The sequence below is a fragment of the Pseudomonas sp. I2 genome (assembly GCF_040984075.1).
GTDB lineage: Bacteria > Pseudomonadota > Gammaproteobacteria > Pseudomonadales > Pseudomonadaceae > Aquipseudomonas > Aquipseudomonas guariconensis_B.
Genome location: NZ_JBCGFQ010000047.1, coordinates 15,369 through 41,059 on the forward strand (window position 1 = coordinate 15,369; position 25,691 = coordinate 41,059).

A 25,691-nucleotide genomic window follows, 5' to 3' on the forward strand; every position below is an offset into this window, starting at 1 on the left:
GAGCAGCGCATGAGCGATACCACCCAAGGCCTGCAGGCCAGCACCGATCGATGGCCTGCCACTCTCTTCGCCGTCGCCCTGGCGTTTTCGATCTTCCAGGTCGCCACCGCGGCCTTCCCGTTGATCTCCACCCAGGTACTGCGGGCGGTCCATGTGGGGTTCCTGCTTCTGGTCGTATACCTGAGCTACCCGCTCGCCGGCCATCGCCGGCCCTGGCAGCCCATGGCCTGGCTGCTGGGGCTCGCGGGCATGGGCACCGCGTTTTACCAGTGGTATTTCGAAGGTGAGCTGATCCAGCGCTCTGGCGAGCTGACCACAGGCGACTTGGTGATCGGGCTGGTGCTGATCGGCCTGGTGTTCGAGGCGGCGCGACGTGTCATGGGCATTGCCCTGCCGATCATCTGTGCGTTGTTCCTGGCCTATGGCGTGTTCGGCCAGTACCTGCCGGGAGAGCTGGCTCACCGGGGCTACGGCCTGGACCAGATGGTCAACCAACTGGCCTTCGGTACCGAGGGGCTCTACGGTACGCCGACCTATGTGTCGGCCACCTACATCTACCTGTTCATCCTGTTCGGTGCCTTCCTCGAGCAGGCGGGGATGATCCGTCTGTTCACCGATTTCGCGATGGGGCTGTTCGGCCACCGCAGCGGTGGCCCGGCCAAGGTCTCGGTGTTTTCCTCGGCGCTGATGGGCACCATTACCGGCTCCGGAGTCGCCAATGTGGTCACCACCGGTCAGTTCACCATCCCCCTGATGAAGCGCTTTGGGTACGCGCCAGCCTTTGCCGGTGGCGTCGAGGCGACGGCCAGCATGGGGAGCCAGCTGATGCCGCCGGTCATGGGGGCAGTGGCTTTCATCATGGCCGAGACGATCAACGTGCCTTACGCCGAGGTGGCCAAGGCGGCGCTGATCCCGGCCTTGCTGTATTTCGGCTCGGTCTACTGGATGGTCCATCTGGAGGCCCGGCGCAGCCAGTTGCACGGCCTGCCACGCGAGCAGTGCCCAAGCGCCTGGGGGGCGTTGCGTGAGCGTTGGTTCCTGCTGGTGCCGCTCATCATCCTGGTGGTCTTGCTGTTCTCCGGGCGCACGCCGCTGTATTCGGGAATGGTCGGGCTGGCCCTGACAGCCATCGTCATCCTGGGTTCGGCGATCATCCTGCGCGCTGGCAAGACCTGGCTGCGGGTGGCCTTCTGGATCGCCCTGGGTGTGCTTTGCTCGGGTTTCTTCCGCATGGGCATCGGCGTCATCCTGCTGGTGATCGCCGCACTCGCTTTGGCGTGCTGCTTCGTCCAGGGCGGCCGGGCGACGCTTCGCGCTTGTGTCATGGCACTGGTCGAGGGCGCGCGCCATGCGGTACCGGTGGGCATCGCCTGCACACTGGTCGGGGTGATCATTGGCGTCATCTCGCTGACTGGCCTGGCCACTACCTTTGCCGGCTACATTCTGGACTTGGGGCGCGACAACCTGCTCTTGTCGTTGGTGCTGACCATGTTCACCTGCCTGGTGCTGGGCATGGGCATCCCGACCATTCCCAACTACATCATCACCAGCTCCATTGCCGCCCCGGCCTTGCTGGAGCTTGGGGTGCCGCTGATCGTCTCGCACATGTTCGTGTTCTACTTCGGCATCCTCGCCGACCTTACCCCGCCGGTGGCGCTGGCATGTTTCGCCGCCGCGCCCATCGCCAAGGAAAGGGGGCTGCTGATCAGCATCTGGGCAGTGCGCATCGCACTGGCCGGGTTCGTCGTGCCGTTCATGGCGGTATACGATCCGGCGCTGATGATGCAGGGCGATAGCTGGAGCGCCACCCTGTACATGCTGGTCAAGGCCATGTTCGCGGTGACGCTCTGGGGCTGTGCCTCGATCGGCCACCTGCGAGGGCCCATGCCCTGGTGGGAGCGCCTGTTGGCATTTGCCGCTGGTGTGTCGTTGATCCTTGCGCTGCCTATCAGCGACGAAGCGGGCTTCGCCCTGGGGGCGATCGTGCTGGGCTGGCATTGCTGGCGACAGCGTCCGCCTACCCAGCAGCCGGCATGACCAGCTTGTGCATTGGGCTCGCGGGGGTGGTCTGGGTCAGCCTGCCGCTGCACGACTTCACCCTGGCCTGGCAGCACAGCATCGAGAAGATCCGCTGGGAGGAGGATTACCAGGTGACGCCTGCAGGCTTGGTCCTGGGCGAGGCGCGCGTGCGCGGCAACGGCGCAGGCATGGACATCCCGGACGATGCCCGCCTGCGTGATGGTGCCTGGCACTACCATCGGCAACTGCCACCCTTGCAACCCCTGCGCGCCGGACGCACGCCCGAGGCTGGCGATTACCAGGTGTGTGCCGCTGGCCGATGCCAGTGGTTGTCGGACTGGCTGGGACCACCGAAGCAGGACGTCGCCGCCGTGGACTTCTGGGCTTGCGAGCGACCTCAGTCGGACCCTCTGCGAGCTGCACAGCCCTGATGCCGGCCAGGCTGTGCAGCAGAACCGGCTTGCCATGTGTTCGCGTTCGATCGGGGGCGTTAGCGGCTCCCCTATGATCGCGACGTTCTGCCTCAGGGGGATGGGGCAGAAGGTGCCGCGCAGGGTCAGCATGTAGTTGCGCGGCTCGCCATACCAGTTGTTGCGGTCGGTGGCGCCGATGGTCTGGTGGTACTTCTTGTCGAACAGGTTGTTGCCGTTCAGCGCCGCTCAGGTAGGGCCCAGCCGATATGAGTTTCAGTTGGACAATTGCCAGAATGGGTCTTGCTGCCAGTCGGGGGGAAAGCCCATCGCTCGCAGGTTGGTTTCTGGAAAGTCCGCCAGTAAATCATGCAATCGCCTATCCCAGCTGGTGTGTGGGCTGACCCGGCGCATCAACAGGTTGAGCATGCACAACACGGTAAACACCCGTGTGTGTTGCCCAGGCTCTTGCAGATGCTGCGGCCAGGGAAAGGTGACTGTCTTTGGCAGCTCAGGTCGAATGCCCAGCTCGCGGTTCCACAGCCGCGCATGGTGCGCGCAGATGTTGCGGATGGTGGTCAGGGTATGGAGCCAGGACTGCAGCAACGGGCCAGGTAGTTCCAGGCGGCGGGCAATGGCTTTCCTGTCTGCGTCTCGCGCCAGGCCTTTGAATAAGTGCGAGAGGTCCCCTAGGGTGATTTCTTCCATGGCGGCCCAAGCGGGCATCAGGCCTGGCGCGTCATAGGTCAGCGCATAGTGGCGGGCATAGCTTTCCTTGGCGCGTAGGTTTTTCAGCTGCTCTTTGCGTCCTGTGGATGCCTTAGAGGCATCGATGCGCCGACATTCGCGCTGATGATCCTGGCATGCCTTGTCCTGCTTGCTGCGAATGCTGTCCAGCAGCTCCGGATGTCGATAGCTGCTTTGAAACAATTGGCGCTGGAGATACCAGTGAGCACCGTGGGTCGGTCCCATGTGGTTGCTGATTGCGGCGCGTGCGGCGACTTCGATGCGCTCGATGGCATCGATGACGAGCAGGCGCAAGCGTCGATCGAAGTCGTACAAACGGGTGAGGTCGCGTAGTCGGGTGCCGGCTTTGAAAGCGTGGTCAGCATCTTCCGGAATCTGGAAGGGGCGCATGTAGGGCGTCAGGCGAAAGAAGCTGACTGCTTCGAGAAAGCAATGCGCCTTGGCTTCATCCTGAATGCTCAAGCCCCGTTGTTTGAGCAGAGCCAGCTGCGCAGGAATGTCGATGGCAGGTTTTTGGAAGGGCTTCATGCAAAACGGCCAGGTAAAAAAAACCCGCTCAATTTGTGCATAGCTGCCGAGGCAACCATAGGCATGGCGGGTGTGTTGTGCGCAAGGGTATGCAGTGCTGCGCAGTTTTGCAAGGTAGTTTGGCACCGTGCTGATGAGAGGGGGAGGTGAAATCGGGGCAGCAAATCACTTACTCCCTCCCGTCAAGGCCCGCTGCGGGTTCTAGCCGCTGAGGGTGCATTGCACGGTGTGTAAGGATTTGCAAAAGAAATGTCACGCGATTGTACGGCGTGACTGAGGGCACGGCGGGGTGGTTTGCGCAAGCCGCACGAGCTGCCGGATTCGAATCGTACTTGGGCTGAACCACCGCGGTTGCGGCGTGGCTTTTCAGGTTCTGGGCTACATTTTGCTGCATCGCGCCCGTGCGTTATGTGCCAAGGCCCTATAGTCGTCGATGATGTCTTGCCTGCAATCATCCCCATAGTCTTCGTGAAAATCCCTTTGGAATGGCGCCGCGTGAATCACTGCGTATCTCTCATGCCACCCCCCGGGTTGGGTGATGAGCGTGTGAGGAAGAGCTGCATCGAATTGGTCGGCGGTGATATCCAGATTGTACCCTTCGAGCCTCAGCCAGATGTGTCGTTGCTCCCTATCTTCCTTCAACTCACCCGTTACCACGTCGATGGTAATGCCCTCGTGTCCCTCGCATAGAAACCACGCCAGCAGCAAACTCGCGAATTCACAGCAGTTCGTGGGGAACATGGAGAATAGGCCGAACGCAAACCATCGCGGAGGGGTTTGCCGGAACGCCTTTGAGAACGCCATAGCTGAATGCACAACGCCTTGCGCAAGGTTGGGGGAATTCGCCATCTGAGTCACATCTCGCAGCCAAAACAAAAAAGGCCCACCTTTCGGTGAGCCTCTTGAGTACTACGTATGGTGCCGGCACCAGGAGTCGAACCCGGGACCTACTGATTACAAGTCAGTTGCTCTACCAGCTGAGCTATACCGGCATAGGGGCGTCATTATAGCGATGGATCGGCAACTGTAAACCACTTCTTGCGATCATCGAGCAACACCCTAAGTTACCGGCTAGAAAGAAGAATTTTCCTACCAGCCACGGTGGATGGTGTTGACGCCCGGCTCGGGCTTGCCAGGGTTGAAGAACAGTTTGTCGTTGTCACAACCGCGCTTGCGGCACGGGGTGTCGATCTGCAGGGGCAGGCCGTGATCTCCACCGAGTTGCATGCCGGGCATGCTCCAGCCCAGGGAAGGGGTATTGGAGGCGTCATTGGCACAACCGGCCAGGGTCAGGGCGAGGGCGAACAGGGCGAAGGACTTGGCTTGGTTCATGGTGGTTCGTTCGTGGGTCGGTCTTCGTCGGGAGGCGCTGGAGGGGTGTCGCAGGCCATGCAATTGATGCCATACGCGCTGGGCGATGGCGAGTATCCATAGGTATGGCTCGGGCCCGGAAAACGGCATCCAGCGCGCCTGCCTGGCACGCTTATGCACAAGCGGCATGCCGGGCTTGCGCGAAAAGCATGCCGATCGACACTGCCGTCGGTCTTTGCGCAAAGGCCTGTTTTCCTTGGTTTTCGAGCGGTGGGTGGAATAAGCCGAGCGGCTGAAATAGCGTTTGGATCCAAGATTTCGTGATTTTCATCACAAGCTTGTTCACAGAGTTATCCACAGGCTGTCAAGCATGTGCGGCTATCCGCCGCGTTCGGCCAGCAACAGCAGGTTGCGTGGCGTCAGGTGGTAGTCGCAGAACACGCCCAGGCGCGCGGCGTAGCCTTGTTCCTGGAGGAACAGGGCGCGATCCAGTACCAGCCAGAGCTCCAGCGGACGACGGAACAGGTTGCGCACCAGCTCCAGGTTGCGCACTTCGGCCAGGCGTCGTTGGCCTGCCGCTTCCAAAGCCGCCCAGTCCGGCTCGCCGGTGATCTCCAGCGCCTTGAGCGCGGCCAGGTCGCGGCAGTACTGGGCGAAGGGCTTCGCCAGCCAGGCGACCGGTAGCGAGGGTGTGGGCAGGTATTCGTTGCGCTGGCGCTGCTGGCGTTGCAGCAGGTCGAAACCCAGGCGTCGGGCCATGGACTCATCGCGCTGGCGGCGTACCCGGGTGCCGGCGGTGACGGTTTCGCTCAAGGGCAGGCCCAGGTCGTCCAGCGAGAGCTGCAGGTTCGAAGCCTGCGCAGCTGCGGATAACGCTTGGTAGTGCGTGCCTTGGATGCGGTTGTAGCAACAGGGGGCTACCGCCATCTGGTGGCAGCCCTGCTGGCTGGCCAGTTGCAGCAGGCGTACGTGCAGGTCTCCGCAGGCGTGCAGGGCGACCACGCTCCTGTCGCTGCCCAGGTGGCGGGCGCTGTCTTCGGCGAGCACATCCTGTCGTACGTGGGTCGCGGGTAGCCGGTGGCGATCGCTCAACGCCTGGCCGGCAGCGACCAGCTCGGCATCGTGTTCCAGGCAGGTCAGGCGCTGCCCTGCTTGCAATACACGCCGACCCAGGTGGCCTTTGCCCGAGCACCAGTCCAGCCAATGGTGCGTGTGCTCGCGAAAGCTCAGGCGGCGGCTGAAGGCTTCGATCTGTTGCCATTTGCGGCCGGGGACGTTGGCATCGAGGCGATGGCCGGCTGGGGGGAGGCCGGCGTCTGGCAGTTCGCCGACCGTGGACAGTTGCCAGGCCTGCTGGGCGAGCTGTGGATAAGGGGCGGGGGCAGGGAGCTGATCGAGGTGCTGCTGGGCCGCCTCGGCTTCCTCCAGGGAGCGCTGGCGCAGCCAGGTCGAGAGCTCGGGGTGGTCCGTTTCCCAGGCCATGCGTAGCTGGGTGAACGGGCGGGGGCGCCAGAGCTGCTGGTGCTGGGCGAGAAAGCGGTCGAGTGCGTGGAAGCGCTCGGCGAGCTGGTCGCCATGGAGGAAGGGGATCTTGCTCATGGTTGCATTATGGATGGCGGTGTTGCGGCGTGTTCGGGGGCGAGGGTCGAGGGCGGTCAGTTAGCGGGCGGCGCCTTTCGGGGGCGTTGTGCGCCCCTTTCCGACCGGTCCGGCGCGCTCCCACAGCGATCTCAAGGGCAGCGCGGCCTGTGGGAGCGGGCTTGCCCGCGAAGCGTTCATCGCCCTTGGCAGGCGTCGACGCGCAACCAGCGCTCGAGCAGCTTGAAGCACTGCACCAGGACGAAGGAGATCAACAGGTAGAACACCCCGGCCGCGAAGAAGATCTCCACCGGCAGGTAGGTACGGGCGATGATGGTCCGGGCCATGCCGGTCAGTTCCAGCAGGGTCACGGTACTGGCCAGGGCACTGGCCTTGAGCATCAGGATCACTTCGTTGCTGTAGGCCGGCAGGCCGATGCGCGCGGCCCGTGGCAGCATGATGTAGAACAGTGTCTTGCTCCGCGACATGCCCAGGGCGCGCGCCGCCTCGATCTCGCCCTTGGGGATGGCCTGCAGCGCGCCGCGCAGGATCTCGGCGATGTAGGCGGCGGTGTGCAGGGTCATGGTCAGCACGGTGCACCAGAACGGGTCGCGCAGGTAGGGCCACAGGGCGCTGCTGCGTACCGCATCGAACTGGGCCAGGCCGTAGTACACCAGGAACAGCTGCACCAGCAGCGGGGTGCCGCGGAAGAAGAAGATGTAGCCGTAGGGCAGGGCGCGCACGTACCAGTGGCGCGAGGCACGGGCAACGCCCAGCGGGATGGCCAGGATCAGCCCGGCGATGACCGCGATGGCCACCAGCTCCAGGGTCAGGGTCGCGCCCTGGGCCAGGCGTGGCAGCCACTTGATGATGACTTCCCAGTTCATTGCTCGGCCCTCACGAAGCCGCGAGCGGCGCGTTTTTCCATGAAGTGCATGCCAACCATGGCGACGATGGTCAGGCTCAGGTAGATGCAGGCAGCGACCATATAGAAGGTGAACGGCTCCTTGCTCACGGTCACGGCGATCTGCGAATGACGCATGATTTCTTCCAGGCCGATCACCGAAACCAGTGCGGTGTCCTTCATCAGGATCATGAACAGGTTGCCCAGGCCAGGCAGGGCGATGCGCCACATCTGCGGCAGGATGATCCGCGACAGGATGCGCCCCTTGGACAGGCCCAAGGCCAGGCCGGCCTCACGGTGGCCCTTGGGGATCGCCAGGATGGCGCCACGGAATACCTCTGTGGCATAGGCGCCGAAGCACAGGCCGAGGGCGATCACGCCGGCGGCGAAGGCATTGAGTTCCAGCCCCGGTATGTTGAGGGCTTCGCCGATGCGGTTCATCAGGCTGACGGTGCCGAAGTAGATCAGCAGGACCCAGAGCAGCTCGGGCACGCCGCGCACCAGGGTCGAATAGGTGCTGCCGAGCCATTGCAGCGGTTTGATCGAGGAGGTCTTGGCCAAGGCGCCGAGCAGGCCCAGGACCAGCCCCAGCAGCAGGGCGCAAAGCGCCAGTTTTACGGTCATCAGGGTGCCGGCCGCCAGGGCCGGACCGAATCCGTGCAGGTCGATATTCATGGGCAGGTGCGTTCAAGGGACCGACACCGCGCGAGGCGGTGCCGGTCGGGGCGTATCATTCGATGCTGAACGGGAAGTACTTGTCGTTGATCTTCTTGTACGTACCGTCGGCTTTGATTTCTTGCAGTGCGGCATTGAGCTTCTCGCGCAGGGGGTCACCCTTGCGCACGGCGATGCCGATCTTGTCGCTGTCTACCACAGGCTCGCCCTTGAACTCGAAGTTCTGGCCGTCCTTGCTCTTGAGCCACTCGTACTGCACGTACTTGTCGGCCAGGATGCCGTCGATGCGCCCGGAAACCAGGTCCAGGTAGGCGTTTTCCTGGGTGTCGTAGAGCTTGATGTCGACGTCGTCGCCGTAGTTGTCCTCGAGCCAGGTACCGGCCAGGGTGGCGCGCTGGGTGCCGATCACCTTGCCCTTGAGCGAGGCCTTGTCGGTCTTGAAGTCGACGTTCTTCGGCGCGATGAACTGCAGTTTGTTGGAGTAGTACGGGTCGGTGAAGTCGACGGCCTGCTTGCGCTCCTCGGTGATCGACAGCGAGGACACCAGGAAGTCGAACTTCTTGGCGTTCAGGGCCGGGATGATGCCGTCCCAGTCGGAGGTGACGACCGAGCACTCGACCTTCATCTTGGCGCACAGGGCGTCGCCGATGTCCTTGTCGAAGCCGACCACGTTGCCGCTGGCGTCCTTGTTGTTGAACGGCGGGTAGGCCGCTTCGATACCCATGCGCAGTTTTTCCGCGGCCATGGCGTTGGCCGAGAAGACCAGGGTGGCGGCGGCGGCCAGGAGGAATTTCTTATAGGTTTGCATGTGTTGCTCCGTTAGCGGTGGCTGGACATGAATTGCTTGCAACGCGCCGAGTTCGGGTTTTCGAAGACCTGCTGCGGCGTTCCTTGCTCTTCGACCAGGCCCTGGTGCAGGAAGACCACTTCGCTGGACACCTGGCGGGCAAAGTTCATCTCGTGCGTCACCAGCAGCATGGTACGGCCTTCTTCGGCGAGCGCACGGATAACGTTAAGCACTTCCTGGACCATTTCCGGATCGAGGGCCGAGGTCGGCTCGTCGAACAGGATGACCTTGGGCTTCATGGCCAGGGTACGGGCAATGGCGGCGCGCTGCTGCTGGCCACCGGAAAGCTGGGCGGGGTAGGCATGACGCTTGTCGTAGATGCCGACCTTGTTGAGCAGCGCCTCGGCGTGCTCGATGGCCTCGGCCTTGCTCTGGCCGAGGACGCGGCGCGGCGCCTCGATGATGTTGTCGAGGATCGACATGTGCGGCCAGAGGTTGAAGTTCTGGAAGACGAAGCCGATCTCGCTGCGCAGGCGGTTGATCTGGCGATTGTCGGCAGCGATCAGGTCGCCGTTCCTCGTCGCCTTGAGCTTGAGCGCCTCGCCGGCGACGAAGATCTCGCCCTGGTGCGGGTTCTCCAGCAGGTTGATGCAGCGCAGCAGGGTGGACTTGCCGGAACCGGACGAGCCGAGGATCGAGATCACGTCACCGTCGCGGGCGGTCAGCGAAATGCCCTTGAGAATTTCCTGGTCGCCGTAGCGTTTGTGCAGGTTGCGGATTTCCAGCGCGGGCGTGGCCTGGGCCATGTGCGGTCCTCATGTGTTCGGGTGCGTTCCCAGCTGTTGGCGGCCTTCCTGGCGAGCGCCAAGCTAGCATAGCGGCGGAATGACAGCCAACCAGGTCGCAAGGGGCTCGGGTCGCTGGCGGGACAGTTTGTCGCATCGTTGCAGCGGACTGTCGCGAGGATGTCCGCGGACGCCTTCGCCCAGCACCGGAGCCTTGATGAAAAAAGGCGCGATGGTGCCAGCTTTGGACGTGCCTGGGAAGCCGTTTTTGGCCGGGTGGCGCTTTCCCGCGCGTTATGTCTTGGCCAGGTTGCGCTTCTGGGTTGCGCTTTTTCATGCAGCATTTTCGTGCGCAGGTGTTACCGAGGAGCACCTTTGGTGCGTTTGTAAGTGAGTATTTCAGTAATCCAGACTTGGCATGGGGCAATGATGGCCTTTCGGTCAAGGGCTGGCTGAATGCCCCGCAAGGCGGTGCTACTCGGGGGCTGGGGAGTTTTCGGACGAGTGTCCTGGCCGGGTGGCTCGCTTATTGCCAGCAGGAGAGGGCCGAATGCAGCGGTGCCTGGATCGACCCCAGGGCGCGCTTGCTATCACGTTCGGACGGTCCACTCCTTACAAAGGTAGTTTTATGAGCGGTAAGCACAATTCCAATGACCTCGCTCAGGGGCTCAAGCAACGGCATGTGACCATGCTGTCCATCGCTGGCGTGATCGGCGCCGGCCTGTTCGTCGGCTCCGGCCACGCCATCGCCATGGCCGGCCCGGCCGTGCTGCTCGCCTATGCCGCCGCCGGTACCCTGGTGGTGCTGGTGATGCGCATGCTTGGCGAGATGGCCATCGCCTCGCCGGACACCGGTTCCTTCTCCACCTACGCCGACCGCGCCATCGGGCGCTGGGCCGGTTTCACCATCGGCTGGCTGTACTGGTGGTTCTGGGTCCTGGTGATCCCGCTGGAGGCCAACGCCGCGGCGGCCATCCTGCACGCCTGGTTCCCTGCCGTGGACCTGTGGGCCTTCTCCTTGGTCATCACCCTGGTGCTGACCGGCACCAACCTGTTCAGCGTGAAGAACTACGGCGAGTTCGAATTCTGGTTCGCCCTGCTCAAGGTGCTGGCGATCATCGGCTTCATCGTGGTCGGTTGCGTGGCCATGTTCGGCCTGGCGCCAGGTAGCCAGGTCAGCGGCGCCAGCCACCTGTTCGATACCCAGGGCTTCATGCCCAATGGCCTGGGCGCCGTGCTGGCGGCCATGCTGACGACCATGTTCTCGTTCATGGGGACCGAGATCGTCACCATCGCGGCGGCGGAGTCGAAGGACCCGGGCAAGCAGATCACCCGCGCCACCAACTCGGTGATCTGGCGTATCTGCCTGTTCTACCTGGTGTCGATCTTCCTGGTCGTGGCCCTGGTGCCGTGGAACGATCCGGCCCTGGCCGAGACCGGCTCCTACCAGACCGTGCTGAGCCGGATCGGCGTGCCCAACGCCAAGCTGATCGTCGACATCGTCGTGCTGATCGCCGTGACCAGCTGCCTGAACTCGGCGCTGTACACCTCCTCGCGCATGCTGTTCTCCCTGAGCAAGCGCGGCGACGCCCCGGCCCTGGCCCAGCGCACCACCAAGGCCGGCACCCCGCACTGGGCGGTGCTGCTGTCCACTGCCGCGGCCTTCCTGACCGTGTTCGCCAACTTCGTCGCCCCGGCGGCGGTGTTCGAGTTCCTGCTGGCCAGCTCCGGCGCCATCGCCTTGCTGGTGTACTTGGTGATCGCCGTGTCGCAGCTGCGCATGCGCAGCCAGCGTGAGGCCCGTGGCGAGACGATCGCCTTCAGGATGTGGCTGTTCCCGGGGCTGACCTGGGCGGCCATCGCCTTCATCGTCGCCGTGCTGGCGGTGATGGCCTTGCGTGAGGATCATCGCGCCGAGATCATCGCCACTGCGCTGCTGAGCATTGGCGTGGTCGCGGCTGGCTTGCTGGTGCATCGCAAGCGCAAGGCCGAAGGCCAGGCGGCCGGGCAGGTGGCCTTGGACAACTGAGGTGGGCTGCTGTGAATGAAAAGGCCGCGTCCTGTGCAGGGCGCGGCCTTTTCATTGGGACCGCTTTATGCTCCTGTCGCGACGCAAGACCGCTCCCGCAGGGCCTCTGCAACCCCCATCGTTCTTGATCGGCCCAGACCTGCGTGGGGCTCGCCGGCGATAGGGTTTCAGCCGAACTGCTTCTGCTGTTGCTGCTGCTTGGCCACCGCTTCGGAGGCTGCCACATAGGCTTCTTGGAACTCATCGCTTTCCAGCCAGGCCATGGTGGTGTCTTCGTCGGTGCCGTCGAGCCATTTGCGGTAGGCGGTGAAGACCATGACGATGTAGTCGGTGGCGTGCTCTTCCTTGTGGCCCTTGAGTACCAGCGCCAGCAGCGGGTCGACCAGGAATACCGAGATCATCGGCACCAGGCCGTTCTCCTGGGCTTCTTTCATCTTGTCGAACAGGCTGTTGTAGCTGCCCGAGTCCATGGCCTTGGTGAACACCTGCTCGACGCTGGCGCTCTCGCCGGTGCTGGCCTTGACCGCCTGGCCGCTGCGCACCATGCGGTTCTGCTTGGCCTTGGCGGCGGCGCGCTTGGCGCGTTTCTGTTGCTTGGTGTTGGAGGCCATGGGGGTAGATCCTTGGGGGTGTCTGGAAAATGCGCGTATTGAAGCGTAGTTGCCGAAGAAACCCAAGCGTTGGCCGATTGGGGCCGCTGTGCGGCCCATCGCTGGCAAGCCAGCTCCCACAGGGAGCGCGCTGCTCTCAAGAACAGCGGTGAGCCTGTGGGAGCGGCCTTGTGTCGAGAAAGGGCTGCGCAGCAGACCGGGGGTTCAACTGGCCTGCGGTGCCGGCTCATCCTCCTCGAACCCCCGCGAAGCCCGCCCCACTAGCAGGGGGTCGGGTGCATGGGCCACGCTGTGGTCCTTGCCCGGATAGTCCAGCGAATGCAGGAAGTGGCGGATGCAGTTGATCCGCGCGCGCTTCTTGTCGTCGGACTTGATCACCGTCCAGGGCGCGTCGGCGGTGTCGGTGTGGAAGAACATGGCCTCCTTGGCCGCGGTGTAGTCCTCCCACCTGTCCAGCGACTTGATGTCGATGGGCGAGAGCTTCCAGTGCTTGAGCGGGTCGTCGCGGCGGGAGATGAAGCGGCGCAGTTGCTCCTCGCGGTTCACCGAGAACCAGTACTTGAACAGCAGGATGCCGCTGTTGCACAGCATGCGCTCCAGCTCCGGGGCTTGGCGCATGAACTCCAGGTACTGCAGCGGCGTGCAGAAGTCCATCACCCGCTCGACGCCGGCGCGGTTGTACCAGGAGCGGTCGAAGAACACCATTTCGCCAGCCGTGGGCAGGTGCTGGATGTAGCGCTGGAAGTACCACTGGCCCTTTTCCTGCTCGGAGGGCTTTTCCAGGGCGACGATCCGCGCGCCACGCGGGTTCAGGTGTTCCATGAAGCGCTTGATCGTGCCGCCCTTGCCCGCCGCGTCGCGGCCCTCGAAGAGGATGACCACGCGCTGGCCGGTTTCCTTCACCCAGCTCTGCACCTTGAGCAGCTCGATCTGCAGGTTGTGCTTGGCCTTCTCGTAGTCCTGGCGGCGCAGGCGGGTGCGGTATGGGTAGTTGGCCGGCAGGCGCGCCGAGGTGCTGTCCTCGCTGCTGCCGTGGCGGGCGGTGGCCACTTCCAGGGCGGCGGGCTGCTGGCTGATGGCGCTGATGGTCGTCTCGGGCTTGATCCTGGCGGCGGGCTTGCGCGGGTGTGAGGGGCGGCGGCGAGGGATCGAGGCGATGCCTGGGCTGGCGTCCTGGGCGGGCGTGGGGGAGAGCAGGGGCGTGGAGTCGTCGCTCATGGAAGTCCCTTCGGGTCGATTCGAGTGTCCACCCGATATGCTAGGACTCGCTGATTGATGGCTTTTTGATGTCGGTCAATGCTGGGCTGATCGTCCGGGCCAGGGGCCGCTTCGCGCCCCATCGCTGGCAAGCCAGCTCACGCATCATGTGTCGTGCAGAGGGCGCTTGCACCGACTGACAGGCATAAAAAAACCCTGGATCTTTCGATCCAGGGTTTCGGTATTTGGTGCCCAGAGACGGAATCGAACCGCCGACACGGGGATTTTCAATCCCCTGCTCTACCGACTGAGCTATCTGGGCAACGGGGCGCATTAAAAGGGTTTTTCAGGATCACGTCAACGACTTTTTGAAAATTTTTTAAATTAATTCCGTCGCTTACGTTTCCGAGGCTCATTCGCTGGGGGGAACGTAGCCTTCGGCCTTGGCGTAGTCTTCGCCGGAGAAGAACTTGTCCATCTCCGCCTGGAGGAACTTGCGGTCCTCGGCGTTCATCATGTTCAGGCGCTTTTCGTTGATCAGCATGGTCTGGTGCTTCTGCCATTCGTCCCAGGCCTGCCTTGAGATGTTGTCGAAGATGTCCTGGCCCTTGGCGCCGGGGTAGGGCGGGCGCTCAAGGCCGGGCAGTTCTTCTTTGTACTTGCGGCACATCACGGTGCGGGTCATCGGGGCTCTCCTGCAATCAATTCGTCGGCCGCGCGTTTGAGCAGTTTCTTGACCGGGGCAGCCAGGCCCAGGCGCGGCGGGGTGGCCAGGTTATACCAGAGCCAGTCGGGCTCGGCCACGTGCGAGCCGGCCGGGTCGACGCGCACCAGCCAGGGCTCGATGGCCAGCTGGAAATGGCTGAAGGTGTGGGTCAGGCCTTCCAGGGCGTGGCTGGCGGTCATGCGCAGGCCATGCTGGTAGGCCAGGTCGTCGAGCTGCTCCAGGCTGTCCAGCTCCGGCAGGCTCCACAGGCCACCCCACAGGCCGCTGGAGGGGCGGCGGTAGAGCAGGATGGCGCCTTGCTGGTTGGCCAGGATCGGCATCAGCGTGCGGCGCTGGGGCAGGGCCTTGCGCGGCTTGGGCTCGGGGTAGTGGGTTTCCTGGCCGAGCAGGTGCGCCTGGCAACCTTGCTGCAGCGGGCAGATCAGGCAACTGGGCTTGCTGCGGGTGCACAGCGTCGCCCCCAGGTCCATCATCGCCTGGGTGTAGTGGTTGACCCGGGTCATCGGCGTGAAGCGCTCGGCATTGGCCCACAGGGCATTGGCCACCTTCGGCTCGCCCGGGTAGCCGGCCTGGGCGGTATAGCGGGCCAGCACGCGCTTGACGTTGCCGTCGAGGATCGGTGCACGAATGCCCATGCTGATGCTGGCGATGGCGCCAGCGGTGGAGCGGCCGATGCCGGGCAGCTCGGTGAGCTGCTCGACGCTGTGCGGGAATTCGCCGCCGTGCTTTTCGACCACGATCTTCGCCGCCTTCTGCAGGTTGCGTGCGCGGGTGTAGTAGCCCAGGCCCGTCCACAGGTGCAGTACCTCGTCCTCTGGCGCCTCGGCCAGGGCCCGTACTGTGGGCAGGGCCTGCATGAAACGGTCGAAATAGTTGAGTACGGTGCTGACCTGGGTCTGCTGCAGCATGATTTCCGAGACCCAGACACGGTAGGGGGTGATGCCCTGTTGCCAGGGCAGGTCGTGGCGGCCGTGCTGGTCGTACCAGTCCAGCACGGCGCTGGAGAACTGCTCGGGACTCATCGTTTGAACAGCCCCTTGAGTGCCTCTTTGACTTCCGGGCTCACCTTGTCACCGAGCTTTTCGTCGAGCTTGTCATCCAGTTTCTCCTTCAGGCGATTGCCGGCCAGCTTGGCGGCGACCTTGCCCAGGCCGTCCTGGTCCAGGCGGCAGGCCTTGGCACCCAGCTCCAGCGGGCCGCGACAGCGCAGCGGCAGTTCGACGCCAACGTAGCGCTCGTTGACCTGGCAGGCCGGGTCAGGCATGGCGCGCTGGTCGCCTTCGACGATCACGCCGATGTTGTAGTCCATGCCCAGCACGCGCAGGTCGACGTCACCATGGCCGTTGACGGCCAGGCCGGGGATGCGCGCCTTCAGGTCTGGGTTGCTGGCCACGCCGTTGCGTATCACCAGGCTGCCGCGCAGTTCCTGGAAGGGCGTGTCCTTGCCGCGCGGCTCGCCGCTGAGCGTCTTGCGGTTGAGGGTGGCGATGGCCTGGCACAGTTGCTGTTCCAGGTTGGCGTTGACCAGCACGCCATCGTTGATGGTGAAGCTGGCTTTGCCGTTGAGGGTATCGACCAGGGCCTTCTGGCTGTTGCCGGTGGCGGTCAGGTCGCTGGAGAGGGTCAGCAGGCCCTTGACCGGCGGGGCCTGGTCCGGGCTTTCGCGCTTGATGAAGTGCTCCACCGGCACGCGAGTGATCTTCGTGTTGACGCCGATCTGTGGTACGGCCGGGCGTACATCGACGGTGCCCTTGGCCTCGAAGCTGCCGTTGTACAGGCTGCCGCGCAGGGTCTGGAGGGTCACCAGGCCGCCCTGGCCGCTGGCCTTGAGCTGGGCGTCGGCGATCGGCAGCTTGTCCAGCGTCAGGGCGCCGAACGACAGGTCGGCCTGCAGGTCGAGTGCGCGCAGGCGGTCCACCGGCAGCAGCTTGTCGTTGCTCCAGGCCACCTGGGTCGGGGCGTTGGGTAGCGGGGTGGTGCCAGTCACCGCGCGGGCTTCCTGCTGCTTGACCTCGGCCTGGCGGGCGGCCGTGGCGCCCTTGGCCTCCTCGCTCTTGGCCGGGAAGTAGCGATCGGCGTCGAACTTGTCGGCTTTCAGGCGCAGGCGCAAGGCCTGCTTGGCGACGTCTTCGACGGCCACGCGGCCGCTGAAGGTGCTGTCGTCCAGTTTCACCGCCAGGTCTTCCAGGGCCAGGCTGTTCGGGTTGCCCTGCAGGCGGCTGACCAGCTCCAGCTTGCCGAACGCGGCCGGGTCGGCGGTGGCCGGCAGCGGGTGGCCGATGCTGTCGAGGAAGGTGCGCAGGTCGAACTGGGCCACGGACAGGCCACCGCTCAGTTGCGGGGTCTTGTCCAAGTCGCGCAGGTTCAGTTCGCCCAGGGCGCGCAGCTGGTTGGCCGACAGCTTCAGGCCGCTCCACGAGGCGACGTTGGCTGCCAGGTCGACCAGCAACTGGCCCTGGGCGGCGAAGGTCATGGTCTTGCCGGCCAGCGGCTCGCCCGAGGTCTCGCCGGAAAGGCGCATGTCCTCGAAGTTGTAGCGCTTGAGCCGACGGTCGAAGCGCAGTTCGCCGGTCAGCTCGGTGCGGGCCTTGAGGTTCGGTTGGCTGGCGCTCAGGAAGGCGCTGGCCTTGAGCGGGATGTTCACGCCCTCGCGCACCGCGCCGGTGCTCAGCTGGATGCTTTCGGCGCTGAAGCTCTGGCCGCTGCGGGCATCGGTGTACTGCACCCGGGCGTTGTTCACGGTCAGGCTGTCGATGTCCAACTTGACCTGGCGCTCGTTGGCACCTTGCTGGCTGGCCGGGGGCTCGCTGGCGGTGGGCTCGGCGGGCTTGGCGCCGCTGCTGGCGCTCTGCTCGGGCAGGGGCTTGCCGATGTCTTCCCAGTTGCCGTGGCCCTGTTCGTCGCGGGTCAACGTCAGGTTCAGGCCCTCGACGCGCACGTCGCTCATCTGCACTTCGCGGCGCAGCAGGGGCAGTACGCGCACCGACAGGCCGAGCATCTGCAGGTCGGCGAACGGCGCCTTGGGGGTGTTCAGCGTGGCGACGCTGGCGTCATGCAGCTCCAGGCCCAGCCACGGGAACAGGCTCCAGCCGATTTCACCGTTGAGGGTCAGCTCGACGTGGGCCTTGTCGCGGGCCAGCTGGCGAATCTCGTCTTTATAGTCGTTGGGATCGAAGAGGTGGGTCAGGGCGAAGCCCAGCGCCACGATGATCAGCAGCAACCCGAGAAGCCCCAGCCCCAGGATTTTGCCGAACGCTTTCATGGGCGAGTCCTTGTAGTCCGATTTTGAAATTCAAGCGGCAAAGTATAGCGCCGCGGCGATGGCTCCTGCGTATCAGACAAGCGATACAGGGCATTTCTTACGAATGTTGAAGAAGGCGCCGATGGTTTGGCCAGTACAAGTTTGACCTCATCCACTACCGCAGTTCCTTGGACGGAGCGGCGGGCGCAAAAATGGCCTGGCGCTGCCATATGTCATCCGCGTTCCAAGCCGGCGCGTTCTGGGCCTATAATGGCAGCCTTTTCGCCCAATGATTTTGCGGAGCTGGTGATGGTCGAACGTAAGGCTTCCGTCGAGCGCAATACCCTGGAAACCCAGGTAAAGGCCTCGATCAACCTCGATGGCAGTGGCAAGGCCCGATTCGATATCGGTGTGCCTTTCCTTGAACACATGCTCGACCAGATCGCCCGGCATGGGCTGATCGACCTGGACATCGAGTGCAAGGGCGACCTGCATATCGACGACCACCACACCGTGGAAGACGTCGGCATCACCCTCGGCCAGGCCTTCGCCAAGGCCATCGGCGACAAGAAGGGCATCCGCCGCTACGGCCATGCCTACGTGCCGCTGGACGAAGCGCTGTCGCGCGTGGTCATCGATTTCTCCGGCCGCCCGGGGCTGCAGATGCATGTGCCGTACACCCGTGCCAGCGTCGGTGGCTTCGACGTCGACCTGTTCCAGGAGTTCTTCCAGGGCTTTGTCAACCACGCCCTGGTGACCCTGCACATCGACAACCTGCGTGGCCACAATACCCACCACCAGATCGAGACGGTGTTCAAGGCCTTCGGCCGCGCCCTGCGCATGGCCGTCGAGCTGGACGAGCGCATGGCCGGGCAGATGCCTTCGACCAAGGGATGCCTGTAATGCAGACAGTCGCCGTTATCGACTATGGCATGGGCAACCTGCACTCGGTGGCCAAGGCCCTGGAGCATGTCGGCGCCGGCAAGGTGCTGATCACCAGCGACGCCGCGGTGATCCGCGAGGCCGACCGGGTGGTGTTCCCCGGCGTCGGCGCGATCCGTGACTGCATGGCCGAAATCCGTCGCCTGGGCTTCGATGGTCTGGTCCGCGAGGTCAGCCAGGACCGTCCGTTCCTCGGCATCTGCGTCGGCATGCAGGCGCTGCTCGAGCACAGCGAGGAGAACGACGGCGTCGATTGCATCGGCCTGTTCCCCGGCCAGGTGCGCTTCTTCGGCAAAGGCCTGCAGGAAGACGGCGAGCACCTGAAGGTGCCGCACATGGGCTGGAACGAGGTCAGCCAGGCCATCGACCACCCCCTGTGGCACGATATCCCCGACCGGGCCCGTTTCTACTTCGTGCACAGCTACTACATCAATGCCGGCAAGCCGGGCCAGGTGGTCGGCCGCGGCCACTACGGCGTCGACTTCGCGGCGGCGCTGGCCGATGGCCCGCGCTTCGCCGTGCAGTTCCACCCGGAGAAGAGCCATACCCATGGCCTGCAGTTGCTGCAGAACTTCATCGCCTGGGACGGGCGCTGGTAGATGAGCAGGTCGCGGACCAAGGCGCCGGTCCTCACCCTGGCCCCCGAGCAGGAGCGCGAGGCCCTCGACACCTTGAAGCGGTTCCTGGAGGACCGCTTCGAGCTGCAACTGGGCTCGTTCGAAGTGGCCGAGGTTCTCGAGCTGTTCAGCAAGGAAATTGCACCCCATTACTACAACAGGGCGATTGCCGATGTTCAGCTGCACCTCAAGGAGCGGTTCGAGAGCATCGAAAGCGACCTATGGGCGTTGGAAAAAAGCTGAAAGCCGCAAGCTAAAGCCTGATCGCCTATCGAACAACCACCGCGCATTGCTTGCAGCTTGTGGCTTGCCGCTTGCCGCTTGAATTGATGAAGGAAAGAGCATGCTGATTATCCCCGCTATCGATCTCAAGGATGGTGCCTGCGTACGCTTGCGCCAAGGTCGCATGGAAGACTCCACCGTATTCTCCGACGACCCGGTGAGCATGGCCGCCAAATGGGTCGAGGGGGGCTGCCGTCGCCTGCACCTGGTCGACCTCAATGGCGCCTTCGAAGGCCAGCCGGTCAATGGCGAGGTGGTCACCGCCATCGCCAAGCGCTACCCACAGCTGCCGATCCAGATCGGCGGCGGCATCCGCTCGCTGGAAACCATCGAGCACTACGTCAAGGCCGGCGTCAGCTACGTGATCATCGGTACCAAGGCGGTCAAGCAGCCAGCGTTCGTCGCCGAAGCGTGCAAGGCCTTCCCGGGCAAGGTCATCGTCGGCCTGGACGCCAAGGACGGTTTCGTCGCCACCGACGGCTGGGCCGAGGTCAGCTCGGTGCAGGTCATCGACCTGGCCAAGCGTTTCGAGGCCGATGGCGTCTCGGCGATCGTCTACACCGACATCGCCAAGGACGGCATGATGCAGGGCTGCAACGTGCCCTTCACCAAGGCCCTGGCCGAAGCCACGTCGATCCCAGTGATCGCCTCGGGCGGCATCCACAACCTGGGCGACATCAAGGCCCTGCTGGACGCCAAGGCGCCGGGCATCATCGGTGCCATCACCGGCCGTGCCATCTACGAAGGCACCCTCGACGTCGCCGAGGCCCAGGCCTTCTGCGACAACTATTGACAGGAGCGGCAAGCTTCAAGCGGCAAGATAAAGGCAGTACGCGCTCCGGCCTTTCTCTTGCCGCTTGAAGCTTGCAGCTGCTCCCCAGGAGTCCCCCATGGCTTTAGCTAAACGCATCATCCCTTGCCTGGACGTGGACAACGGCCGGGTGGTCAAGGGCGTCAAGTTCGAGAACATCCGCGATGCCGGCGACCCGGTGGAGATCGCCCGGCGCTACGACGAGCAGGGTGCCGACGAGATCACCTTCCTCGACATCACCGCCAGCGTCGATGGCCGAGACACCACGCTGCATACCGTCGAGCGCATGGCCAGCCAGGTGTTCATCCCGCTGACCGTGGGCGGTGGCGTGCGTACCGTGCAGGACATCCGCAACCTGCTCAACGCCGGTGCCGACAAGGTCTCGATCAATACCGCCGCGGTGTTCAACCCCGAGTTCGTCGGCGAGGCGGCCGAGCGCTTCGGCTCCCAGTGCATCGTCGTCGCCATCGACGCCAAGAAGGTCAGCGGCCCCGACGAGGCACCGCGCTGGGAGATCTTCACCCACGGCGGGCGCAAGCCGACCGGCCTGGATGCGGTGACCTGGGCGAAGAAGATGGAAGGCCTGGGGGCGGGCGAGATCCTGCTCACCAGCATGGATCAGGATGGCATGAAGAGCGGCTTCGACCTGGGCGTGACCCGCGCCATCAGCGATGCCGTGGGCATCCCGGTGATCGCCTCGGGCGGCGTGGGCAACCTGCAGCACCTGGCTGACGGGATCCTGGAAGGGCATGCCAGCGCGGTGCTGGCGGCGAGCATCTTCCACTTCGGCGAGTACACCGTGCCCGAGGCCAAGGCCTACATGGCGGCGCGGGGAATCGTCGTTCGCTGATTCTGCGCGTGGGGCTTTGAACCCTGGGGCTGCAAAGCAGCCCCCGATTCACGATCAGCCGAGATTCTTGCCCAGCAACGCGTGATACAGCTCGCTGTCGCCAAGAATCCCCACCACCTTGTCGTTCTCTTGCAGCACCAGCTTGTTACCGGTCTGGTAGCGGATCTGCAGGGCTTCGCGCATGCCGATGTCGGCACTCACCAGGGTCGGCTTGCGCGCCAGCGTCTCCACATCCTGCCCTGGCGCCCAGTTCTGCAGGTCCAGGCCATTCTGGCCCTGGCGGGCACGTTTGATCGAACCGCCTTCGCCCAGGTCGAGCCAGGAGTCCACGCCCGGGTCCAGGCACACCGAACCGTTGATCCGCTTGCACTTGTCCAGGGTGCGCATCAGGCTGCGCCCGCACAGCACGTTGAGCGGGTTGGTGTGGGCAACGAAGGTGCGCACGTAGTCGTCCGCCGGGTTCAGGACGATGTCTTCGGGCTTGCTGTACTGGATGATGCGGCCGTCCTTCATGATGGCGATGCGGCTGCCCAGCTTGAGTGCCTCGTCCAGGTCGTGGCTGACGAACACGATGGTCTTGCTCAGCTTGCGCTGCAGCTCCAGCAGCTCGTCCTGCAGGCCCTGACGGATCAGCGGGTCGAGGGCCGAGAAGGGTTCGTCCATCAGCAGGATGTCGGCATCCATGGCCAGCGCCCGGGCCAGGCCCACGCGCTGCTGCATGCCGCCGGAGAGCTCGTCGGGCTTCTTGTTGCGCCACTGGGTCAGGCCCACCAGCTCGAGCTTCTCGTCCACCAGCTTGCGCCGTTCCTTTTCCGGGCGCCCCTGCATCTCCAGGCCAAAGCTGATGTTCTCGCGCACGGTCAGCCAGGGCATCAGGGCGAACTTCTGGAACACCATGGCGATGCGCTTGGTGCGCATCATCTTCAGCTCGGCCGGGGTGCAGTGGGCGATGTCGATATGGTTGCCTTCATGCTCGACGAACAACTTGCCACGGCTGACGGTGTTCAGGCCGTTGATGCAACGCAGCAGGCTCGACTTGCCCGAGCCGGACAGGCCCATGAGCACGCAGATCTCGCCCTTGTCGATGTCCAGGTTGGCCTTTTCCACACCGACCACCAGGCCGGTCTTCTTGAGGATCTGCTCGCGGGTCTGGCCTTGGTCGAGCAGGGCGAGGGCCTCGCGAGGCTTGTTGGAGAAGATGACGTCGACGTCTTCGAAACGAATGATGCTCATGCTTCACCCCTTGCCGGCAGCTCCGGTTGCTTGCAGATACGGTCGAGCATGATCGCCAGCAGTACGATCGCCAGGCCCGCTTCGAAGCCCAGCGAGATATCGGCGGTGTTCAGTGCGTTGACCACGGGTTTGCCCAGGCCGTCCGCGCCCACCAGGGCGGCGATTACCACCATCGACAGCGACAGCATGATGCACTGGGTGACGCCAGCGGCGATGCTCGGCATCGCGTGTGGCAGTTCGATGCGGGTCAGCAACTGGCGCCGGGAGCAGCCGAAGGCCTTGCCGGCGTCCATCAGCTCCTGGGGTACGTCGCAGATCCCCAGGTAGGTCAGGCGGATCGGCGCGGCGATGGCGAACACCACCGTGGAGATCAGCCCCGGTACCACGCCCAGGCCGAACAGGGTCAGGGTCGGGATCAGGTAGACGAAGGTGGGCACCGTCTGCATCAGGTCGAGGATCGGCCGCATGCCGGTGTAGAACCACGGCTTGTGCGCCGCGAGGATGCCCAGCGGCACGCCGATGGCCACGCAGACCACGGTGGCGAAGGTCACCTGCGCCAGGGTCTCCATGGTTTCCTGCCAGTAGCCCAGGTTGAAGATCAGCAGGAACGAGAGGGCAACGAACGCGGTGAGGGCCCATTTGCGCTGGATCAGGTGCGCCAGGGCGGCGAACAGGGCGATGAGAACGTAGGGGTTGAACCAGGTCAGGGCACTGGTGACGCCATGGATCATGAACTCCAGGCCTTGGGCGATGGCGTCGAAGTAATCTGCGCCGTTCTGGGTCAGCCATTCGACGAACGACGCGATGTACTGTCCCAGGGGTATTTTCTGTTCGATAAGCATGATAGCGAGCTTCCACCTGCAAAGATTGAAATCAGTCCGGGGCGGGCACGGTCCTGCCCCGAGGTAGTGCCTACTGCTATTGCATCCATTACTGCTACTGCGTCAGCTTGGCCTTTACCGCCTCCAGCCCCGGTTCGCCGTCCACGGTCGTCACCCCGGCCAGCCAGGTGTCGAGCACTTGCGGGTTGTTCTTCAGCCACGCCTTGGCGGCCGCCTCGGGTTTCATCTTGTCGTCCAGGACGTTGCCCATCAGCGTGCTTTCCATGTCCAAGGTGAACGACAGGTTCTTCAGCAACTGGCCAACGTTGCTGCATTCTTGCGCGTAGCCCTTGCGGGTATTGGTCAGCACCGTCGCCTTGCCGTACTCGGGGCCGAAGAAATCGTCGCCGCCGGAGAGGTACTGCATCTTGAAGCGCTTGTTCATCGGGTGCGGTTCCCAGCCGAGGAACACCACGGCATCACCGCGCTTCTGCGCCCGGTCGACCTGCGACAGCATGCCGGCCTCGCTGGACTGCACCAGCTTGAAACCGGCGTCCTTCAGGCCGAAGGCGTTCTGGTCGATCATGTTCTGGATGGTGCGGTTGCCGTCGTTGCCCGGCTCGATGCCATAGATCTTGCCGCCCAGTTCGCTCTTGAACTTGACGATGTCGGCGAAATCCTTGAGGCCTTTGTCGTACAGCGCCTGGGGCACCGCCAGGGTGTACTTGGCGTTCTCCAGGTTGGCGCGCAGTGTCTCGACGGTGCCGGCGTCGCGGTACTGCTTGATGTCGTTCTCCATGGTCGGCATCCAGTTGCCGAGGAACACGTCGAGGTCCTTGCCGGCGGCCAGCGACTTGTAGGTCACTGGTACCGAGATCATCGTGGTGTGGGTCTTGTAGCCCAGGGCTTCGAGCACGACGCTGGTCACCGCGGTGGTCACGGTGATGTCGGTCCAGCCGACATCGGAGAACCTTACCGTTCGGCACTGCTCGGGTTCGGCGGCCTGGGCCAGCAGCGGAGCGGACAGCAACGCGGCCAGCAACAGCGAGGGTGAAGCTTTCATGAATGGACTCCTGTGATTTTATCTTCGGGTTCGCGCGGGGCGCCGGACGTTCTCGGGGTCCGGTCGACCAGGCCTGCAGAGGGCAGGTTGCGAGGCCGTGCAATACGAGTCGCTTTCGATAATCCCCCAGTGCTCGGCAATCGCCTACTGGTGGGGTCGTAACCAGTACAGGACGGGTCGCATCCAGTAAGGGCGATGTCGCATATGGGGTCTTCCACCCGTTCCCCTGTCTTTTTGCGTCATCCGAGCGCCTGGAAGCGTCGGTCGGTGACCGGGCCAGGGCGGCGCTGCCGGACAAAATGGCGTCGGTTGCAGACGCCGGGAGGTGGGGCAAAAGCCCGATGATGCGAGCATTCACGGCGTTCAGCCTAGCAGCTGTGCGACCTCACGCCTGGCGTGGGGAGACAAGCCCATCAAGAGGTGATTCGACAATGGCCATCAGCGTGTTCGACCTGTTCAAGATCGGTGTCGGGCCTTCCAGCTCCCACACCGTCGGCCCCATGCGCGCCGCCGCCCTGTTCGTCCAGGGCCTGCGCGAGCGCGGCGAGCTGGAGCGGGTAAGGCGGGTCGAGGTGCGGCTGTACGGCTCGCTGTCGGCCACCGGCATCGGCCACGGCACCGACAACGCCACTATCATGGGCCTGATGGGCGAATGGCCCGACGCCATCGACCCCACGGTGATCGCCCCGCGTATCGCCGAGCTGCGCGAAACCAGCACGCTGCTGCTGGATGGCCGCCTGCCCATCGCGTTCGTCTGGGCCCGCGACATGCTGCTGCTCGACGAGAACCTGCCCTATCACCCGAACGCCATGACCCTGGTCGCCGAAGGCGAGCAGGGCGAGCTGCACCGTGACACTTACTACTCGGTCGGCGGCGGCTTCGTGGTCGATGCCGCCCAGGCCGCCAGCGGCGTGCTGGATGCCGACCAGACGGTGCTGCCCTACGATTTCAACAGTGCCGCCGAGCTGCTGCGGCTGTGCAAGCAAAACGACATGCGCGTGTCGCAATTGATGATGGAGAACGAAAAGGCCTGGCGCAGCGAGCAAGAGATCCGCGCCGGCCTGCTCAAGCTCTGGCACGCCATGCAGGAATGCGTGAACAACGGCCTCAAGTACGAGGGTACGCTGCCCGGCGGGCTCAATGTGCGCCGGCGCGCGGCCAAGCTGCACCGCAGCCTGCAGGAGCTGGGCAAGCCCAACGTGATCGGCTCGACCATGAGTGCCATGGAGTGGGTCAACCTGTTCGCCCTGGCGGTCAACGAAGAGAACGCCGCCGGCGGGCGCATGGTCACCGCGCCCACCAATGGCGCGGCCGGCATCATCCCGGCGGTGTTGCACTACTACATGCGCTTCTCCGATGCGGTGGACGAATCCAACGTGGTGGAGTTCTTCCTCGGCGCGGCGGCGGTGGGCATCCTGTGCAAGAAGAACGCCTCGATCTCCGGCGCCGAAGTCGGTTGCCAGGGCGAGGTCGGTTCGGCCTGCGCCATGGCCGCCGCGGGCCTGGCCGAGGTGCTCGGGGCG

The 25,691-nt window shown here is 64.1% G+C and carries 24 protein-coding genes and 2 tRNA genes; 9 read left to right on the forward strand and 17 right to left on the reverse strand.

Annotation, left to right across the window (positions count from 1 at the left end):
- Window positions 1-9: 9 nt before the first annotated feature.
- A complete protein-coding gene (locus tag WCE05_RS20735) occupies window positions 10-2,037 on the forward strand; it encodes a TRAP transporter permease (RefSeq protein WP_368816482.1) in 2,028 nt (675 codons plus the stop codon).
- A complete protein-coding gene (locus tag WCE05_RS20740) occupies window positions 2,034-2,450 on the forward strand; it encodes a DUF1850 domain-containing protein (protein ID WP_368816483.1) in 417 nt (138 codons plus the stop codon). The genes WCE05_RS20735 and WCE05_RS20740 overlap by 4 nt, the downstream gene beginning before the upstream one ends.
- A gap of 255 nt (window positions 2,451-2,705) precedes the next feature.
- Here the strand turns inward: WCE05_RS20740 and WCE05_RS20745 are convergent, their stop codons facing one another.
- The 8 genes from WCE05_RS20745 to WCE05_RS20780 all read right to left on the reverse strand — a co-directional run bounded on the left by WCE05_RS20745 (window position 2,706) and on the right by WCE05_RS20780 (window position 9,765).
- Window positions 2,706-3,704 carry an Abi family protein gene (locus WCE05_RS20745; protein WP_368816484.1) on the reverse strand — a complete coding sequence of 333 codons (999 nt, stop codon included), beginning with the start codon at window positions 3,702-3,704 and terminating at the stop codon, window positions 2,706-2,708.
- A 916-nt stretch (window positions 3,705-4,620) separates the two neighbouring features.
- Window positions 4,621-4,696 (reverse strand) — tRNA-Thr (locus tag WCE05_RS20750).
- 97 nt (window positions 4,697-4,793) lie between these two features.
- A complete protein-coding gene (locus WCE05_RS20755; protein ID WP_368816485.1) occupies window positions 4,794-5,036 on the reverse strand; it encodes a hypothetical protein in 243 nt (80 codons plus the stop codon).
- A 357-nt stretch (window positions 5,037-5,393) separates the two neighbouring features.
- A complete protein-coding gene (locus WCE05_RS20760; RefSeq protein WP_368816486.1) occupies window positions 5,394-6,614 on the reverse strand; it encodes a methyltransferase in 1,221 nt (406 codons plus the stop codon).
- Between the two features lie 176 nt (window positions 6,615-6,790).
- Window positions 6,791-7,480 carry an ABC transporter permease gene (locus WCE05_RS20765; protein ID WP_225786562.1) on the reverse strand — a complete coding sequence of 230 codons (690 nt, stop codon included), beginning with the start codon at window positions 7,478-7,480 and terminating at the stop codon, window positions 6,791-6,793.
- Complete coding sequence (locus tag WCE05_RS20770) at window positions 7,477-8,172, reverse strand: ABC transporter permease (RefSeq protein WP_225786561.1); 696 nt, start codon at window positions 8,170-8,172, stop codon at window positions 7,477-7,479. Before WCE05_RS20770 ends, WCE05_RS20765 begins: the two co-directional genes overlap by 4 nt.
- A 55-nt stretch (window positions 8,173-8,227) precedes the next feature.
- Window positions 8,228-8,980: an ABC transporter substrate-binding protein gene (locus tag WCE05_RS20775; protein ID WP_225786560.1), complete on the reverse strand. Its 753-nt coding sequence runs from the start codon at window positions 8,978-8,980 to the stop codon at window positions 8,228-8,230.
- A gap of 11 nt (window positions 8,981-8,991) precedes the next feature.
- Window positions 8,992-9,765 (reverse strand): ABC transporter ATP-binding protein, encoded by a 774-nt coding sequence (locus tag WCE05_RS20780; RefSeq protein ID WP_225786559.1) that lies wholly within the window; start codon window positions 9,763-9,765, stop codon window positions 8,992-8,994.
- Window positions 9,766-10,372: 607 nt separating this feature from the next.
- Between WCE05_RS20780 and gabP the strand changes: the two genes are divergently transcribed.
- Window positions 10,373-11,773: a GABA permease gene (gene gabP / locus WCE05_RS20785; protein WP_253081639.1), complete on the forward strand. Its 1,401-nt coding sequence runs from the start codon at window positions 10,373-10,375 to the stop codon at window positions 11,771-11,773.
- Between the two features lie 167 nt (window positions 11,774-11,940).
- Here gabP and WCE05_RS20790 read toward each other — a convergent pair whose 3' ends face one another.
- The 6 genes from WCE05_RS20790 to WCE05_RS20815 form a co-directional block, all read right to left on the reverse strand.
- Window positions 11,941-12,384 (reverse strand): hypothetical protein, encoded by a 444-nt coding sequence (locus tag WCE05_RS20790; RefSeq protein ID WP_225786557.1) that lies wholly within the window; start codon window positions 12,382-12,384, stop codon window positions 11,941-11,943.
- A 204-nt stretch (window positions 12,385-12,588) separates the two neighbouring features.
- Window positions 12,589-13,602: a polyphosphate kinase 2 gene (ppk2, locus tag WCE05_RS20795; RefSeq protein ID WP_253167833.1), complete on the reverse strand. Its 1,014-nt coding sequence runs from the start codon at window positions 13,600-13,602 to the stop codon at window positions 12,589-12,591.
- A gap of 225 nt (window positions 13,603-13,827) precedes the next feature.
- Window positions 13,828-13,903, reverse strand: a tRNA-Phe gene (locus WCE05_RS20800).
- A 90-nt stretch (window positions 13,904-13,993) separates the two neighbouring features.
- Complete coding sequence (locus tag WCE05_RS20805; RefSeq protein WP_225786555.1) at window positions 13,994-14,266, reverse strand: oxidative damage protection protein; 273 nt, start codon at window positions 14,264-14,266, stop codon at window positions 13,994-13,996.
- Window positions 14,263-15,330: an A/G-specific adenine glycosylase gene (gene mutY / locus WCE05_RS20810; protein WP_225786554.1), complete on the reverse strand. Its 1,068-nt coding sequence runs from the start codon at window positions 15,328-15,330 to the stop codon at window positions 14,263-14,265. The genes WCE05_RS20805 and mutY overlap by 4 nt, the downstream gene beginning before the upstream one ends.
- A complete protein-coding gene (locus tag WCE05_RS20815) occupies window positions 15,327-17,570 on the reverse strand; it encodes an AsmA family protein (protein WP_368816487.1) in 2,244 nt (747 codons plus the stop codon). Before WCE05_RS20815 ends, mutY begins: the two co-directional genes overlap by 4 nt.
- Window positions 17,571-17,858: 288 nt before the next feature.
- On the opposite strand from WCE05_RS20815, the gene hisB reads away from it, so the two are divergent.
- The 5 genes from hisB to hisF all read left to right on the forward strand — a co-directional run bounded on the left by hisB (window position 17,859) and on the right by hisF (window position 21,051).
- The gene (gene hisB / locus WCE05_RS20820) at window positions 17,859-18,452 is read left to right on the forward strand and encodes an imidazoleglycerol-phosphate dehydratase HisB (RefSeq protein WP_225786552.1); all 594 of its coding nucleotides are present in this window, start codon (window positions 17,859-17,861) and stop codon (window positions 18,450-18,452) included.
- Complete coding sequence (gene hisH, locus WCE05_RS20825; RefSeq protein ID WP_225786551.1) at window positions 18,452-19,090, forward strand: imidazole glycerol phosphate synthase subunit HisH; 639 nt, start codon at window positions 18,452-18,454, stop codon at window positions 19,088-19,090. The genes hisB and hisH overlap by 1 nt, the downstream gene beginning before the upstream one ends.
- Window positions 19,091-19,351, forward strand: coding sequence for a DUF2164 domain-containing protein (locus tag WCE05_RS20830; protein ID WP_225786550.1), 261 nt, complete (start codon window positions 19,091-19,093; stop codon window positions 19,349-19,351).
- 100 nt (window positions 19,352-19,451) lie between these two features.
- The gene (hisA, locus tag WCE05_RS20835; protein WP_253081642.1) at window positions 19,452-20,183 is read left to right on the forward strand and encodes a 1-(5-phosphoribosyl)-5-[(5-phosphoribosylamino)methylideneamino]imidazole-4-carboxamide isomerase; all 732 of its coding nucleotides are present in this window, start codon (window positions 19,452-19,454) and stop codon (window positions 20,181-20,183) included.
- 97 nt (window positions 20,184-20,280) lie between these two features.
- Window positions 20,281-21,051, forward strand: coding sequence for an imidazole glycerol phosphate synthase subunit HisF (gene hisF, locus WCE05_RS20840; RefSeq protein ID WP_368816488.1), 771 nt, complete (start codon window positions 20,281-20,283; stop codon window positions 21,049-21,051).
- A 54-nt stretch (window positions 21,052-21,105) separates the two neighbouring features.
- Here the strand turns inward: hisF and choV are convergent, their stop codons facing one another.
- From choV to WCE05_RS20855, 3 genes are all read right to left on the reverse strand, one after another.
- Window positions 21,106-22,284: a choline ABC transporter ATP-binding protein gene (gene choV / locus WCE05_RS20845; RefSeq protein WP_225786547.1), complete on the reverse strand. Its 1,179-nt coding sequence runs from the start codon at window positions 22,282-22,284 to the stop codon at window positions 21,106-21,108.
- Window positions 22,281-23,129: a choline ABC transporter permease subunit gene (gene choW, locus WCE05_RS20850; RefSeq protein WP_368816490.1), complete on the reverse strand. Its 849-nt coding sequence runs from the start codon at window positions 23,127-23,129 to the stop codon at window positions 22,281-22,283. Before choW ends, choV begins: the two co-directional genes overlap by 4 nt.
- Window positions 23,130-23,220: 91 nt before the next feature.
- Window positions 23,221-24,168, reverse strand: a complete 948-nt coding sequence (locus WCE05_RS20855) for a choline ABC transporter substrate-binding protein (protein WP_225786546.1) — start codon at window positions 24,166-24,168, stop codon at window positions 23,221-23,223.
- A gap of 431 nt (window positions 24,169-24,599) precedes the next feature.
- On the opposite strand from WCE05_RS20855, the gene WCE05_RS20860 reads away from it, so the two are divergent.
- A partial coding sequence (locus WCE05_RS20860; protein WP_368816489.1) for an L-serine ammonia-lyase occupies window positions 24,600-25,691 on the forward strand: 1,092 nt, incomplete at its 3' end.

What these genes read in the sequence shown, in the direction of transcription:
- WCE05_RS20830 (WP_225786550.1), top strand. Translation starts at nt 19,091, where the DNA reads ATGAGCAGGTCGCGGACCAAGGCGCCGGTCCTCACCCTGGCCCCCGAG.
- WCE05_RS20775 (WP_225786560.1), bottom strand. Translation starts at nt 8,980, where the DNA reads ATGCAAACCTATAAGAAATTCCTCCTGGCCGCCGCCGCCACCCTGGTC.
- WCE05_RS20740 (WP_368816483.1), top strand. Translation starts at nt 2,034, where the DNA reads ATGACCAGCTTGTGCATTGGGCTCGCGGGGGTGGTCTGGGTCAGCCTG.
- WCE05_RS20755 (WP_368816485.1), bottom strand. Translation starts at nt 5,036, where the DNA reads ATGAACCAAGCCAAGTCCTTCGCCCTGTTCGCCCTCGCCCTGACCCTG.
- WCE05_RS20745 (WP_368816484.1), bottom strand. Translation starts at nt 3,704, where the DNA reads ATGAAGCCCTTCCAAAAACCTGCCATCGACATTCCTGCGCAGCTGGCT.
- choV (WP_225786547.1), bottom strand. Translation starts at nt 22,284, where the DNA reads ATGAGCATCATTCGTTTCGAAGACGTCGACGTCATCTTCTCCAACAAG.
- WCE05_RS20765 (WP_225786562.1), bottom strand. Translation starts at nt 7,480, where the DNA reads ATGAACTGGGAAGTCATCATCAAGTGGCTGCCACGCCTGGCCCAGGGC.
- hisF (WP_368816488.1), top strand. Translation starts at nt 20,281, where the DNA reads ATGGCTTTAGCTAAACGCATCATCCCTTGCCTGGACGTGGACAACGGC.
- WCE05_RS20770 (WP_225786561.1), bottom strand. Translation starts at nt 8,172, where the DNA reads ATGAATATCGACCTGCACGGATTCGGTCCGGCCCTGGCGGCCGGCACC.
- WCE05_RS20790 (WP_225786557.1), bottom strand. Translation starts at nt 12,384, where the DNA reads ATGGCCTCCAACACCAAGCAACAGAAACGCGCCAAGCGCGCCGCCGCC.
- gabP (WP_253081639.1), top strand. Translation starts at nt 10,373, where the DNA reads ATGAGCGGTAAGCACAATTCCAATGACCTCGCTCAGGGGCTCAAGCAA.
- WCE05_RS20805 (WP_225786555.1), bottom strand. Translation starts at nt 14,266, where the DNA reads ATGACCCGCACCGTGATGTGCCGCAAGTACAAAGAAGAACTGCCCGGC.
- ppk2 (WP_253167833.1), bottom strand. Translation starts at nt 13,602, where the DNA reads ATGAGCGACGACTCCACGCCCCTGCTCTCCCCCACGCCCGCCCAGGAC.
- WCE05_RS20760 (WP_368816486.1), bottom strand. Translation starts at nt 6,614, where the DNA reads ATGAGCAAGATCCCCTTCCTCCATGGCGACCAGCTCGCCGAGCGCTTC.
- WCE05_RS20735 (WP_368816482.1), top strand. Translation starts at nt 10, where the DNA reads ATGAGCGATACCACCCAAGGCCTGCAGGCCAGCACCGATCGATGGCCT.
- hisH (WP_225786551.1), top strand. Translation starts at nt 18,452, where the DNA reads ATGCAGACAGTCGCCGTTATCGACTATGGCATGGGCAACCTGCACTCG.
- hisB (WP_225786552.1), top strand. Translation starts at nt 17,859, where the DNA reads ATGGTCGAACGTAAGGCTTCCGTCGAGCGCAATACCCTGGAAACCCAG.
- WCE05_RS20815 (WP_368816487.1), bottom strand. Translation starts at nt 17,570, where the DNA reads ATGAAAGCGTTCGGCAAAATCCTGGGGCTGGGGCTTCTCGGGTTGCTG.
- mutY (WP_225786554.1), bottom strand. Translation starts at nt 15,330, where the DNA reads ATGAGTCCCGAGCAGTTCTCCAGCGCCGTGCTGGACTGGTACGACCAG.
- WCE05_RS20855 (WP_225786546.1), bottom strand. Translation starts at nt 24,168, where the DNA reads ATGAAAGCTTCACCCTCGCTGTTGCTGGCCGCGTTGCTGTCCGCTCCG.
- WCE05_RS20780 (WP_225786559.1), bottom strand. Translation starts at nt 9,765, where the DNA reads ATGGCCCAGGCCACGCCCGCGCTGGAAATCCGCAACCTGCACAAACGC.
- hisA (WP_253081642.1), top strand. Translation starts at nt 19,452, where the DNA reads ATGCTGATTATCCCCGCTATCGATCTCAAGGATGGTGCCTGCGTACGC.